Origin of the sequence: Alistipes sp. 56_sp_Nov_56_25 (assembly GCF_001915285.1) — a bacterium.
Taxonomy (GTDB): Bacteria; Bacteroidota; Bacteroidia; order Bacteroidales; family Rikenellaceae; genus Alistipes; species Alistipes shahii.
This window is the reverse complement of record NZ_MNQF01000063.1, coordinates 157,337-170,337: the sequence shown is the minus strand read 5'-3', so window position 1 is coordinate 170,337 and position 13,001 is coordinate 157,337. Positions and strand designations below refer to the sequence as shown.

The window sequence follows — 13,001 nt, the reverse complement described above, 5'->3', positions numbered from 1 at the left end:
ATCGAATAATTTGCTACTTTTGCGCGGTTTAAAAATCTGTATCCTATGTTTCGGGGTCTCGCCACCGTTCTGCTGCTCGTCGTCTCCAACGCCTTTATGACGCTGGCATGGTACGGGCATATCGCCTTCAAATCGCGGCTCGAACGCTTCGGGCTGACGGCCATCGTTCTGTTGAGCTGGGGCATCGCGCTGTTCGAATACTGCTTCCAGGTCCCCGCCAACCGCATCGGCAGCGCCGAATTCGGAGGTCCGTTCTCGATCTGGGAACTGAAGGTGATTCAGGAGGTCGTATCGCTCTCGGTCTTCACCGTCTTCGCGCTGGTCTTTATGAAATCCGACACCCTGCGCTGGAACCACCTCGCGGGATTCCTCTGCCTGGTTTTAGCCGTCTATTTCATTTTCCGCAAATAGCGCCAGCTCTTCGGCCTTCCCGCCGCGGATCAGCGGCAAAGCCCGGCGGATCGTCTCCGCAGGCCACTCCCACCATTTTATCGCAAGCAGGCTTTCGACCGTCGCCGGATCGAAGCGGTATTTGATGACCTTGGCCGGAACGCCTCCGACGATGGCATAGGGCGGCACATCGCGCGTCACAACGGCCCGTGAGGCGACGATCGCCCCGTCACCGATCGTAACGCCCGCCATCACGACCGCTTCGTAACCGATCCACACGTCATTGCCGACAACGATGTCGCCCCGGTTGTCCCACGCCGAGGCCACCTCCGACTTGTCGATGCCCCACTCCTCGCCCCAGAAGATCGGGAACGGATAGGTGGACAGCGATTTGAGCGTATGGTTGGCGCTGTTGAAGAGGAACCGCGCGCCGCAGGCCAGCGAGCAGAATTTCCCGATGACCAGCCGGTCGCCGTTCACCGGATAGTGATACAGCACGTTGTTGCGTTCGAAATCGACGGGGTCGGCCGCGAAATCGTTGTAGATCGTCCACTCCCCCACCTCGATATTCGGGTCGCTGACGACCTCTTTCAGATAGACCGTCTGCCGGTCCCCCTCGCGGGGATATATCTTATTTTTCATCTCTTTTCAATTCTATGTTGGGTAAAAAGCCCGTGATGATGCCCAGCAGGGGCAGCAGGGTGCTGACCCGGAAAATAAATTCGATGCTCGTCCGGTCGGCCAGCCACCCGAAGAAGGCCGAGCCGAGGCCGCCCAGTCCGAACATCAGCCCGAAGAAGACCCCGGCGATCATGCCGACCTTGCCGGGCATCAGGTCGGTGGCATAGACCAGAATGGCCGAGAAGGCCGACGAGATGACCAGTCCGATGATGACGGCCAGCACGATGGTACCGGTCAGGCCGGCATAGGGAAGCATCAGCGTAAAGGGCGCCGCACCGAGGATCGAGCCCCATATCACATATTTACGTCCGATGCGGTCGCCGACCGGCCCGCCGATGAAGGTCCCCGCCGCCGAAGCCGCAAGGAAAGCGAAAAGCGCATACTGCGCTCCCTGCACCGACATCGAGAATTTGTCCATCAGGAAAAAGGTGAAATAGTTGGTCATCGAGGCGATGTAGAAATATTTCGAGAAGACCAGTACGCCCAGGATAATGAGCGCATTCCGAATTTTACGTTTCGAGAGTCCGGGCCCCGTGGTATCCGCCGCAACGGCGGGCCTGCGGGCTGCCAAAGCCAGTTGCCGTTTGTACCAGTTCCCGATCTTTACGAGGATGAAGATAGCCAGCAGCGCGGCCAGTGCGAACCAACCGATCGAAGCCTGCCCGAACGGAATCACGATCAGCGCGGCCAGCAGGGGCCCCATGGCGCTTCCGGCATTGCCGCCGACCTGAAAGATCGACTGCGCCAGCCCTTTGCGACCTCCCGAGGCGAGCTGGGCCACGCGCGAGGATTCGGGATGGAAGACCGACGAACCGCAGCCGATCAGTCCGACCGACACCAAAATCAGGGCGAAGCCGGGAGCGGCGGCGAGCGCAAGCAGTCCGCACAGCGTGAAACACATCCCCGCGGCCAGCGAATAGGGCCGCGGATGGAGGTCGGCCAGCCGCCCGGCGACAGGTTGCAGAAGCGACGAGGTTAGTTGGAAAACCAGTGTGATGAGGCCGATCTGGGCAAACGTGAAGCCAAATTTCTCCTTAAGGAGCGGATAGACCGCCGGAATGACGGACTGCATCATGTCATTGAGCAGATGGGTGGCGCAGACCATCAGCAGGATCGGATAGACCGTCCTGCCCGCCCGGTTCATTTCCCGCGGTCCTTTCTCCATATCTGATACGAGTTAACGAAGTTCTGCCAGACGATGTACGCCGTGGGGGCGATCGAGGAGATCGGGTCGAGGAACGACTGGGCCATCCACACCGCGAGGACCGTGTTTTTCTGCCCGAGAGACTGTCCGCCCGCAGGAGCGTCGCCGTAACGGCGGCCCAGCATGCGCCCCACCTTGAACTGCCCGAGGCAGATAGCCAGCGCGGCGAAGGCCAGCCACAGTTCCGTCGCGAGCGAAGCGTCGCGCAGGTCGATGATGAAGGCCGTCGTGCGGCCGATGATGACCAGCAGCGACGCCAGCCACATATAGAACGAGATCTGGCTGTGGTCGCCGACCCATTTCGCCGCCTTCGGGATGACCAGCCGGCAGAACTGCGCCGCGGCGAACGGCATCACCAGCAGCGGCGCGATGCGGGCCAGGATCTGCGCGAAGGTGCACGCCCCCGTCCCCGTGAAGGTCAGAATCACGGGCGCCAGCAGCGCGACGGCCATGTTGCAGAGCAGGCTGTACGTAGCCATCGTGGCGACGTTGGCCCCCAGCATGCCGCCGATGACCACCGCGGCCATCGCCACGGGAGCCAGCACGCAGACCATCGCCCCCTGCGCCAGAATGAGGTCCAGCGGACGCAGCAGCAGAAAAACCCCGATGCAGGCCACCGTCTGAACCAGCAGCAGCCACACATGGAGCATCGAAGGCTTCATCTGGCTGGGTTTCACGCGGCAGAAGGTGACGAACAGCATCAGGAAGATCAGCGTCGGGGTGATCATCTGCCCCGACAGCTCCTCCAGCGCCGAGATCGGACGGCACAGCAACGCCCCGACAACCATGGCCGTCGGCATGGCGACGGTCTTCACGTTGCGGTGCAGGTGTTCCAGCAGGTGCATTTTAAGCCAGCAGCTCCCTAACCTTGGCCGAAATGTCCTTGCCGTCGGCGCGGCCCGCGAGCCTCTTCGAAGCCACGCCCATCACCTTGCCCATCTCCTTCATCGACGTGGCGCCGACCTCGGCGATCAGGGCCTTGACCTCGGCGGTCAGTTCCTCCGGGGTGAGCTGCCTGGGCAGGAACTCCTGGAAAACGGCCACCTGGGCCAGCTCCTCCGACGCCAGGTCGGGACGGTTTTGCTCGGAGAAGATCGCCGCCGAGTCGGTTCCCTGCTTGGCGAGCTTCGAGATGATCTTCAGCACGTCGGCGTCGGGCAGTTCGGCGATCTCCGGACCTGCGGTCTTGGCCTCGATGATGTATTTCTTCGCATTGCGCAGCGCGCTCAGGCGCACCGTGTCCTTGGCCTTCATGGCCTCCATGATTCCTTTCGAAATCTGCTGTTCCAACGACATGACTTTCTTATTTTTAAGTTAAACAACCAATTTCTCACTCCGCAGGCCGCCGCACGACGACAATCTCGTCGAAACGCCGCTGCGACTCCGTTCCGACAACTTTCCCCTTCGCAGGAAACTCCCGGTCGAAAGCCTCGGCGGCGGAGGGGTCGATGTCGTAAATCGAATCCTCGACATAGCGCCCCCGAATGCCGGACAACGCACCGTCGTACAGTTCACAGACGTGCAGGGCCATGGCATACATGTTATCCGCCGTGCGGATTCCCAGCATCTCGGCGGGAACGAAGCCCTGATACAAATAATAATCCGGGTCGCCGCAGAGCAGCAAGGCCCGAAATCCCAGTTCCCGGGCCAGTTCGCGGGTCCGGGAGATCAGCCGGCCGCCGATGCCCTGACGCTGGCACTCTGGCAGGACCGAAATCGGCCCGAGGCTCAACACCTCACAGTCCGTTCCGTCGTCACCGTGGAGAACCGCGCGCAAGGAAACGACATTGCCCACGATTCGCCCATCGCGCTCGGCCACGAGATCCAACTCGGGCACAAACGCCGGACTGTCACGCATGACATGCAACAGGTAGTGCTCGCAACATCCGGGCGAATAGAGGTTCCAGAACGCCTCCCGCGTAACGTTCTCCGTCTCGCGGTAATCCGCAGGCTGTTCGGTTCTCAATTTCAGTTCCACTGCTTCCATTTTATTTATCGGAAAACAAAAACCGCAGCACGTCGCGCATCAGCCGGTCGCGCTGCACGCCGTCGGGGATCGACTCGAAGGGGAACCCCGCGACGAAAGTCCGTCCTCCGGCATCGCAGGCCACGGCCGCCGTGCGGCCGCTGTCGTCGTAACGCATCACGGCGAAAGCCCCCGCACCCGCGGGCTTCAGCGCATCGGCCCGCTCGACGACGTAACGGTCGCGGCGGTACTCGGTATTGAAGCGGTATTCGCCGCGCGAAAACGACGCGTCCGAAGTCATAACCCGCACCCGTCCGCGCTCCGAGGGATGTCCCCCGTCGGAGTCGATGCGGAGCACCTCCCGGGCGAACGCGCGCCCCTCCTCCGGGGTCCCTTCGGCCCAGAGGTCGGCCGCCACGTAGCTTCCCGATGCAAAAAGCCCTCCGCCGCCGGCCAGATAACGCCGCAGGACGGCCTGCAACTCCGGCGGAAAGGTCCGGAAGGCCGCCTCGCACACACCGCGGCCCAGCGGCGTGGTGCGCTGCTTGCCCAGAATCAGGTCGACGGCCGGATAGGCTTCGAGCGACACCTCGCCCCGCTCCACGGCCCGGGCCGACGCCGAGCAGAACGAGTAGCCCGCCGCCGCGACGGAACGCCCGTGCAGGGCCGGATAGTCGAACGTATTGCCGCCGATCACGTCGGTCTCCCAGTCGCACGCGCAGGCCCCGAGGGCGACGCTGTCGACGTTGCAGCGGGCCTGCGCGAGGTCGAAGACGCGCTGCGCTCCGATGAAGGCGATGTCCTGCCGGTCCGCAACGCCTCCGTCGAGGTCCATGCGGAATCCGGCCAGCGAATCGTTCCGTTCGCTCTGCGGGGCGCTCACGCGGTCGAACCCGTTGACGATCAGCACGCAGCCCTTTTCGTCGGGCACGCGGCAGGCCGCGAGCGTCTCGCTCGGGAAGCTCTCGCCGCCCTCGTTGACGGCGGTGACCCGGTAACTGTACATGCGCCCCGGTTCCTGCCGGACGGTCAGGCGGGGTTTGTCGACATAGCGGCCGTTGTCGAAACCGCCGTCGTCCACGCGCGTGTAGACCACATAGCCCGTCGGCGCGGCGGTCGCTTCGAGCGGGTCCATCGCCGGGCTCCACGAGAGCGCGACCTCGCCGGCGGCGGCGAATTCCGCGGCGAAAGCCTCGACCGGCAGCGGCTGGACCACATAGGGCAGATCGTATTGCGAACTGACATAACGCAGGATACCCTTGTAAACAGCCCGGCTCACGAGGAACTTGAAGCGCGGGTCGTGCCCCAGGCGCATGTCGGCGAAATTCTGGTGCGACAAGAGTTCGAGCAGCATCGTCGGGACGCCCGGCACGCGCGCTTCGTAGTAGGCGCGGTTCCACATCCCGCGGCGGCTCCAGGCCGGTTCGCAGGTGCGGCGGATATCCTCGACGATCTGCGTCTGCACGAGGTCCGTCAGGTCGCGCGAACGGTAGCGGTCGGCCCCGCCCTGGAATTTGCCCTTGTTCTCGCGGGTGAAGAAGATGCCCAGCGTGCCGATGATGCCGTCGCCGTCGCGCACCCCGGCGTCGGAGTGGAACGCCAGCGCCATGTCGACCGGAATGCGCAGCCCCGCGGAGTCGGGCAGACGCTCCGAGCCGCCCATCAGGGCATTGACCCAATGGGCGCGCGACATGTAGTCGTCCTTGTAGTCGTCGGTGTTGTTTTTCGGCGTATAGACCTCTTCCGGAAATCCCGCCCACTGAAGCCAGTAGCGCGCACCCTCGCAGAAACGCGGGTAACCGCTGGTCTCCCCGGCATGCTCCGCGCCGGGCAGGCGCAGCGAGTCGCAGGACGTGCGGGCCACGTTGCCGTAGCCGCCGCCGATCTTCACCGCGTCGGCCGAGACGATGCGCCCGCCCGTCCGCGAACGGTTCGAAAGGGTCACGACCTCCTGCCGTCCGGCGGCGAAGGGAAAACGCCCGAGGTAAATCCACGTCCCGCCGCCCATCGTCTGATTGACGGCAAACGAGGTCTCGCCGCCGAGGTGGCGAACCGTATAATGCGCGTCGTCGGCGCTTTCGGGCGTCGATTCATAGCTCACATAAACCGCATATTCGCCCCGTTCGGGAATGTCGGCCTGCCACACGGCACGGACCGTGGCCCCGCCGGTCACGGTCCGCACACGGCGCGTCGTGCCGTCGCGGAAGGGATTTTCGCCCGTATGATAGACCTGCCGGAGGTGCGCGAAGCCCGCGCCGCCGCTCTCCCACGCCCCCTCCTCCGCATACTGCCCGGCGGCGTCGTTGTCGGCCAGCACTTCGTATTTCTGCACGTCGCGTTCGCGCGGCAGCAGCACGCATGCCCCGGCGTTTTCGAGCATCGGAACCAGGTACGGCAAGACATAACTTTGCGTATAGAGGTCCTCGCAGGTCTGCCAGAGCGCCGAACGCTGCCATTTCCAGCGGTTCTCCGTCTGGTCGAAATAGCGTCCGTGGCTCTGCCACAGGGCGATATGGCGTCCCGAAAGTCCCCGTCCGGGGGTCTCGGGAGCCGAAAGGCGCGTCACGAGCGGACGCCCGGAGCGGTTGGTGAAAAGCACGATCTTCTTCTTATCGACCGCTTTGCGCAGCTGCGTGGCGTTGCGGCAGGCCAGCGGAATCAACTCGGAGGCCTCGCGGCCGTCGGTGTAAAGTTCGACGGCGGCCTTGCGGAACTCATGCGGCAGCAGGGCGCGCACCGAGTCGCGCATGGCCCGCAGGTTCTCCTCGCGGAAGGGATAGTTGGCCAACGCCGCCGTGGCGTAGATCCGCACCCGGCTGCGCGAGGCCTTGACGGCCTGAACGCGCACGGTGATCGGCTCCGGTTTCTGGTAACCGCTCGTCACCTCGCGCGAAACGATGCGCGAAAGGGTCCGGCCGATCTCCTGCCGCGTCGCGGAACCGATTTCCGCGGCGGAGACATTACCTAAAGCAAAGAGTGAGATAAGAGTGTATAAAACCTTATTTTTCATGGCGTTTCACAAGCAGCAGCATGCCGATCATCGTAAAGGCGGCATTGTAAATCAACAGTTCGAAACCAATCTGATAATCCCAGGTCTTCAGCGCCCACCACTGCACCAGCGCACTCAATGCCGGGGCCGCGAGGGCCACCAGCGGCATCCAGCGGTCGCGGACCTTCAGGCGCGTGAACATCCCGAAGGCGAACATGCCCAGAATCGGACCGTAGGTATAGCTGGCGACCTTGTAGACCAGATTGATGACGCTGTCGTCGGCCCAGTACTCGAAGGCCAGGATCACGCCGGCCATCCCGAGCGCCATCGCCACGTGGACCCCGCGGCGGATGCGCGTGAGGCGTGCGTCGCCATAGCGTTTCGTGCCTTCGAGCATATCCACCGTGAAAGAGGTCGTGAGAGCCGTGAGGGCCGACCCGGCAGCTGAATAAGTACTTGAAATAAGTCCTACAACAAACAGAATGCCAACGATAAGCGGCAATCCGCCTTCGACAGCGACCAGCGAAAAGACCTGATCGCTCTTGGCGGGTGCGGCCATGCCGCTGCGCTCCATGTACAAATAGAGCAGCACGCCCAGCACGAGGAACAGAAAGATCACGAAAATCTGGCTCACAGCCGTCAGCACGATGTTCTTCTGCGAGTCGCGCGGCGTGGCGCAGCTCAAATTGCGCTGCATCATGTCCTGATCGAGTCCGGTCATGGCCACCAGCAGGACGATACCCGCGGCGAACATTTTCCAGAAATAGCGGCCCGAAGCGGGATCGTCGAAGAAGAAAATGCGCGACATGGGCGAAGCGGAAACCTCGCGGGCCGTATCGGCGAACGAGAGACCCAGCCCCCGCATGATGAAGACGATCGACAGCACGAGGCTCGCCACGAGGCAGAAAGTCTTGAGCGTATCGGTCCAGATCAGCGACTTGACGCCGCCCTGCCGGGTGTAGAGCCAGACGAAAAACATCGTGACGAGGGCGTTGCCCCAGAACGGGAAGCCGTAGTGCGAAAAGACCAGCAGCTGCATCACGGCACAGACCACATAGACGCGCAGCGCGGCGCCCAGCATCTTCGAAATGAAGAAAAACCACGCCCCGGTGCGGTGTGACTTTACGCCGAAACGGTTATCGAGGTACTCGTAGAGCGAGACGACCCGCAGGCGGTAGAACGTGGGAATCAGGACGAAAGCCACAATCAACTGCCCCACCGTGAAGCCCGCGACCATCTGCATGTAGGAAAACGAGTCGGCGGCGACCGAGCCGGGGACCGAAATGAAGGTCACGCCCGACATCGCGGCGCCGATCATGGCGAAAGCCGCCATGTACCACGGGGTGCGGCGGTTGCCGGTGAAGAAGCCGGCGTTGTCGGCACGGCGGCCCGAGGCCCATGCGACGGCGAAAAGGACGGCTATGTAGCCCAGGACGGTGGCGGTAACGGCGGCAGGAGTCATAACTTGTATTTGGGTTCGAATCACAAAGGTATAAAAAAAGACGGACACGAAGGCGGGTAAGCGCGGATTTTATAAACCCGAAAACAGGATGCGGAAGATCGTATGTCGTATTGGATTTCCGGAAAAAACAGTTATTTTTGCTACTAATTATACATCAAACCCTTAAACGATATGGCATTTCTCAAAGAATTCAAGGAGTTTGCCCTCAAAGGCAACGTAATGGACATGGCCGTCGGCGTGATCATCGGCGGCGCGTTCGGCAAAATCGTATCGTCGCTCGTGAACGACATCCTGATGCCGCCCATCGGCGCGCTGATCGGAAACACCGACTTCTCGCAGCTGCGGCTCGACATCTCGAAAGTCCGCGACGTGACGTCGAACGCCATGCACTCCGTGGGCGACATGGTGACCGGAGGAGGCGATCCCGCGCAGGCTGCCGCAGCGGCAGAACCGATCTACTGGAACTACGGCGCATTCATCCAGCAGTGCGTGGATTTCACGATCCTGGCGCTCTGCGTGTTCCTGATGGTCAAGCTGATGAACCGGCTGATGAAGAAAAAGGAAGAGGCTCCGGCTCCCGTTCCCGAACCGCCCGCACCGACGAAGGAGGAGCTGCTGCTCACCGAAATCCGCGACCTGCTGAAAGAGCAGAAGAAATAAGCGGGAAAATCCCGGAACCAAACAGCCCGGCTTTTTGAGGCCGGGATATTTTCTTATATTTGTTTTCACCTTACTTGATTAGTTTGCAGAGGCATACAACCAACTAACTATAATTTATGATATGAACATTCCTTCGATTTTCTGGATCGTGCCTGCCGCGTCCGTCGTCGCCCTGTCCTTCGCATGGGCGTTTTACCGCCTGATGAAGCGCGAGGACGAGGGTACGCCGCGCATGCGCGAGATCGCCGCGCACGTGCGCAAGGGCGCCATGGCCTACCTGCGCCAGCAGTACAAGGTCGTCGGCATCGTCTTCGCGGTGCTGGCGCTGTTTTTCGCCTGGCTGGCCTACGGCGCCGGGGTGCAGAACGGCTGGGTTCCCTTCGCCTTCATCACCGGCGGCTTTTTCTCGGGGCTTGCGGGCTACTTCGGCATGAAGACCGCGACCTACGCTTCGGCCCGTACGGCCAATGCCGCGCGGCAGTCGCTGGACCGCGGCCTGAAGGTCGCATTCCGCAGCGGTGCGGTGATGGGACTGGTGGTCGTGGGCCTCGGCCTGCTCGACATTTCGTTCTGGTACGTCATTCTGAACCATTTCGTCGAGGTCGCCGGGCCGCAGAAGCTCGTGGTCATCACCACGACGATGCTGACCTTCGGCATGGGCGCCTCGACGCAGGCTCTGTTCGCGCGTGTCGGCGGCGGCATCTACACCAAGGCGGCCGACGTGGGCGCCGACCTGGTGGGCAAGGTCGAAGCGGGCATCCCCGAGGACGATCCGCGCAATCCCGCGACCATCGCCGACAACGTGGGCGACAACGTGGGCGACGTGGCCGGCATGGGCGCCGACCTTTACGAGAGCTACTGCGGTTCGATCCTCGCCACGGCGGCGCTGGGCGCCGCGGCCTTCTCCTCGGCCGGTTCCGAGGCGTTGCAGATCAAGGCCGTGATGGCCCCGATGCTGATCGCCGCGGTGGGCATCCTGCTCTCGATCCTCGGCATCTTCCTCGTGCGCACGAAGGAGGGGGCCACGATGCGCGAACTGCTCCGTTCGCTGGGCGTGGGCGTCAATTTCAGCTCGCTGCTGATCGCCGCCGCCACGTTCGGCATCCTCTGCCTGCTGGGCGTCGAGAACTGGGTCGGACTCTCGTTCTCGGTCATCACGGGCCTCGTGGCGGGCATTGTCATCGGGCAGGCCACGGAATACTTTACCTCCCATTCTTATAAACCGACGCAGAAGATCGCCGGGAGCGCCCAGACAGGCCCAGCGACGGTCATCATCGCCGGCATCGGCTCGGGAATGATCTCCACGGCCATCCCCGTCGTGACGATCGGCGTGGCGATCATCCTTGCCTACCTCTGCGCCATCGGCTTCGACATCGAGAATATGATGGCTCCGCAGAATATGTCGATGGGTCTCTACGGCATCGGCATCGCGGCCGTGGGCATGCTCTCGACGCTGGGCATCACGCTGGCCACGGACGCCTACGGGCCTATCGCCGACAATGCGGGCGGCAATGCCGAGATGAGCGGCCTCGGCCCCGAGGTCCGCAAACGCACCGACGCGCTCGACGCGCTGGGCAACACCACGGCCGCCACGGGCAAGGGCTTCGCCATCGGATCGGCGGCCCTGACGGCCCTCGCGCTGCTGGCTTCCTATATCGAGGAGATCCGCATCGGTCTGATCCACAACGGGGTGACGATGCTCGAAATGTCCGACGGGACGATGCGCTTCGTGCAGGACGCCTCGATTCTCGATTTCATGGAATATTACCGCGTGTCGCTGATGAACCCCACGGTGCTGATCGGCGTCTTCATCGGCGCGATGATGTCGTTCCTCTTCTGCGGGCTGACGATGAACGCCGTGGGCCGCGCCGCGCAGAGCATGGTCGAGGAGGTGCGCCGCCAGTTCCGCGAGATCAAGGGCATCCTCACGGGCGAGGGAACGCCCGACTACGCGCGCTGCGTCGCCATTTCGACCCGCGGTGCGCAGCGTGAGATGCTGTTTCCGAGCCTGCTGGCCATCGCCGCTCCGGTCGTTGTCGGACTGGTATTCGGGGTGGCGGGCGTAATGGGCCTTCTGGTCGGCGGATTGAGTTCCGGTTTCGTGCTGGCGGTCTTCATGGCCAATGCCGGGGGCGCCTGGGACAATGCCAAGAAGATGGTCGAGGAGGGGCACTTCGGCGGCAAGGGTTCCGACTGCCACCGGGCCACGGTCGTGGGCGATACGGTCGGCGATCCCTTCAAGGATACGTCGGGTCCGTCGCTCAACATTCTCATCAAACTGATGTCGATGGTCGCGATCGTGATGGCGGGGCTTACGGTCGCCTTCCATTTATTCTGATTTTCGATTCTCACGGGCGCCTTTCGCCCTGCCTTGTCCGGCCCGAACGGGAAATACCTCTGTATGTCCCGTCCGGGCCGAACTGCGTTAAGCCGAAATCTGCTCCGCGATAATCAAAAATCACGATAGGTGCTTTTGCATCTGCGTCGCACTGATCAAAAATAGGGGCGCAAAATCTGCTCTTCCTTAAAATGAATTTTTAATTACTTCTTGCTGGCTCCGCTTTCGAGGATCGAGACGATGGAGTAGAGCGTGAAACAGATGGCGCCGAATCCCGACAGCACACGCGCCGGGACGAAGAATTTGGCCTGGAATGCGGCCTCCTCGTAGAGGAACGCCGCGAGGAACAGGCATGCCAGCGCCGTCAGCACGGGGATGATCGGAATGCGGTTGGCCAGCGGGAAGTCGGCGTGCCAGATTTTCGCCAGCAGAATCACCTTGCTCGAAATGCTCCAGCAGATCAGCGCCAGACCGATCAGCACGAATCCCACGAAGTTGATCGGATGGTCCCAATAGGCGAAAATCAGGATCAGCCCCAGCACGAATGCCAGCGAACCCATCGTCAGCACGAGTCCCGTCCATTTGCCTTTTTCGGCCATCGTGTAGCTGCCGCGGGCCTGGCGGGCGATGCTGGCGACCAGCGCGATGAGCGACGTGCAGACGCAGGCGATTCCGAACATCACGCTCCCGGCGACGATGTGTGCCGGAAGCGTTCCGCGCACATAGAGCAGGATGCACCAGACCCAGGCGATGGCGGCGATTGCCGAGACGATGAAGATCAGCAGCGACGACTCGGCGCGGGTGAATCCGGCCGGGTTGACCGAGAAGGAGTCGTCGGCGGAGTTTTTGGGAATCAGGCTGAAGCGTGTCGACGAGGTCGCCGCCGTGGCCACGCAGGCCGTGATCAGTCCCAGTCCGCAGACGACGTGTCCGGTGACCAGCGCCCCGGGCCAGTGCGAGGCGATGATGAATGCGCCGCTGATGAGCGTCAGCACGGCGAACGTGTAGCCGATCGCCGGGAAGAGGTATTTCGCCGCCGCCGTGTAGGTCCCGATGATCTGGCGGATGATCGTTGCGGCGGTGCAGTAGAGCGCGATGCAGATGGACCCGAGGTAGAAGACGACGGGACCTGCCGTCAGACGAGCCGCGTCGGTTCCGGCCGCGAAAATATAGGCTCCGTAAGCGAAGCAGAAGGCGGCCATTGCGAGCGGAATGGCGCGGAAAAGGATGCTTATACCGTGATTCATAGGCTTGATTGTTTTCCGGACACCCTGCAAATCCCGCACCAACAAAATTTTTAGTATCTTTGGG

The 13,001-nt window shown here is 62.4% G+C and carries 11 protein-coding genes; 3 read left to right on the top strand and 8 right to left on the bottom strand.

The window, feature by feature from the left end; translation table 11 throughout:
• The first annotated feature begins 45 nt into the window (after window positions 1–45).
• Window positions 46–411 (top strand): DMT family protein, encoded by a 366-nt coding sequence (locus tag BHV64_RS11455; protein WP_015546029.1) that lies wholly within the window; start codon window positions 46–48, stop codon window positions 409–411.
• Here BHV64_RS11455 and BHV64_RS11450 read toward each other — a convergent pair.
• Genes BHV64_RS11450 through BHV64_RS11420 form a run of 7 tightly spaced genes read right to left on the bottom strand, consistent with a single transcriptional unit; the run spans window position 382 to window position 8,692 of the window.
• Entirely contained in the window at window positions 382–1,032 is a 651-nt protein-coding gene (locus BHV64_RS11450) for a CatB-related O-acetyltransferase (protein WP_118406233.1), read from the bottom strand. The two genes, BHV64_RS11455 and BHV64_RS11450, sit on opposite strands and share 30 nt — an antisense overlap.
• The gene (locus BHV64_RS11445; RefSeq protein ID WP_015546027.1) at window positions 1,022–2,215 is read right to left on the bottom strand and encodes an MFS transporter; all 1,194 of its coding nucleotides are present in this window, start codon (window positions 2,213–2,215) and stop codon (window positions 1,022–1,024) included. Before BHV64_RS11445 ends, BHV64_RS11450 begins: the two co-directional genes overlap by 11 nt.
• On the bottom strand, window positions 2,212–3,120 hold the full coding sequence (locus BHV64_RS11440) for a hypothetical protein (RefSeq protein WP_015546026.1): 909 nt from the start codon (window positions 3,118–3,120) through the stop codon (window positions 2,212–2,214). Before BHV64_RS11440 ends, BHV64_RS11445 begins: the two co-directional genes overlap by 4 nt.
• Window position 3,121: 1 nt before the next feature.
• Window positions 3,122–3,571, bottom strand: a complete 450-nt coding sequence (locus BHV64_RS11435; RefSeq protein ID WP_015546025.1) for a GatB/YqeY domain-containing protein — start codon at window positions 3,569–3,571, stop codon at window positions 3,122–3,124.
• 34 nt (window positions 3,572–3,605) lie between these two features.
• Entirely contained in the window at window positions 3,606–4,253 is a 648-nt protein-coding gene (locus BHV64_RS11430) for a GNAT family N-acetyltransferase (protein ID WP_044054672.1), read from the bottom strand.
• 10 nt (window positions 4,254–4,263) lie between these two features.
• Window positions 4,264–7,251 carry a golvesin C-terminal-like domain-containing protein gene (locus tag BHV64_RS11425; RefSeq protein ID WP_288116001.1) on the bottom strand — a complete coding sequence of 996 codons (2,988 nt, stop codon included), beginning with the start codon at window positions 7,249–7,251 and terminating at the stop codon, window positions 4,264–4,266.
• A complete protein-coding gene (locus tag BHV64_RS11420; RefSeq protein ID WP_217727002.1) occupies window positions 7,241–8,692 on the bottom strand; it encodes a sodium:solute symporter in 1,452 nt (483 codons plus the stop codon). The genes BHV64_RS11425 and BHV64_RS11420 overlap by 11 nt, the downstream gene beginning before the upstream one ends.
• Before the next feature lie 171 nt (window positions 8,693–8,863).
• Here BHV64_RS11420 and mscL point away from each other — a divergent pair, with 171 nt between their 5' ends.
• Together mscL and BHV64_RS11410 are read left to right on the top strand one after the other, a co-directional pair.
• Window positions 8,864–9,352 carry a large conductance mechanosensitive channel protein MscL gene (mscL, locus tag BHV64_RS11415; RefSeq protein ID WP_022062070.1) on the top strand — a complete coding sequence of 163 codons (489 nt, stop codon included), beginning with the start codon at window positions 8,864–8,866 and terminating at the stop codon, window positions 9,350–9,352.
• 121 nt (window positions 9,353–9,473) lie between these two features.
• Window positions 9,474–11,690 (top strand): sodium-translocating pyrophosphatase, encoded by a 2,217-nt coding sequence (locus BHV64_RS11410; RefSeq protein ID WP_015546020.1) that lies wholly within the window; start codon window positions 9,474–9,476, stop codon window positions 11,688–11,690.
• A gap of 203 nt (window positions 11,691–11,893) precedes the next feature.
• On the opposite strand, the gene BHV64_RS11405 is transcribed toward BHV64_RS11410, so the two are convergent.
• Window positions 11,894–12,937, bottom strand: a complete 1,044-nt coding sequence (locus BHV64_RS11405; protein ID WP_217727003.1) for a DUF2776 family protein — start codon at window positions 12,935–12,937, stop codon at window positions 11,894–11,896.
• Window positions 12,938–13,001: the final 64 nt, after the last annotated feature.

What these genes read in the sequence shown, in the direction of transcription:
- BHV64_RS11420 (WP_217727002.1), bottom strand. Translation starts at nt 8,692, where the DNA reads ATGACTCCTGCCGCCGTTACCGCCACCGTCCTGGGCTACATAGCCGTC.
- BHV64_RS11405 (WP_217727003.1), bottom strand. Translation starts at nt 12,937, where the DNA reads ATGAATCACGGTATAAGCATCCTTTTCCGCGCCATTCCGCTCGCAATG.
- BHV64_RS11450 (WP_118406233.1), bottom strand. Translation starts at nt 1,032, where the DNA reads ATGAAAAATAAGATATATCCCCGCGAGGGGGACCGGCAGACGGTCTAT.
- BHV64_RS11435 (WP_015546025.1), bottom strand. Translation starts at nt 3,571, where the DNA reads ATGTCGTTGGAACAGCAGATTTCGAAAGGAATCATGGAGGCCATGAAG.
- mscL (WP_022062070.1), top strand. Translation starts at nt 8,864, where the DNA reads ATGGCATTTCTCAAAGAATTCAAGGAGTTTGCCCTCAAAGGCAACGTA.
- BHV64_RS11455 (WP_015546029.1), top strand. Translation starts at nt 46, where the DNA reads ATGTTTCGGGGTCTCGCCACCGTTCTGCTGCTCGTCGTCTCCAACGCC.
- BHV64_RS11445 (WP_015546027.1), bottom strand. Translation starts at nt 2,215, where the DNA reads ATGAACCGGGCGGGCAGGACGGTCTATCCGATCCTGCTGATGGTCTGC.
- BHV64_RS11410 (WP_015546020.1), top strand. Translation starts at nt 9,474, where the DNA reads ATGAACATTCCTTCGATTTTCTGGATCGTGCCTGCCGCGTCCGTCGTC.
- BHV64_RS11440 (WP_015546026.1), bottom strand. Translation starts at nt 3,120, where the DNA reads ATGCACCTGCTGGAACACCTGCACCGCAACGTGAAGACCGTCGCCATG.
- BHV64_RS11425 (WP_288116001.1), bottom strand. Translation starts at nt 7,251, where the DNA reads ATGAAAAATAAGGTTTTATACACTCTTATCTCACTCTTTGCTTTAGGT.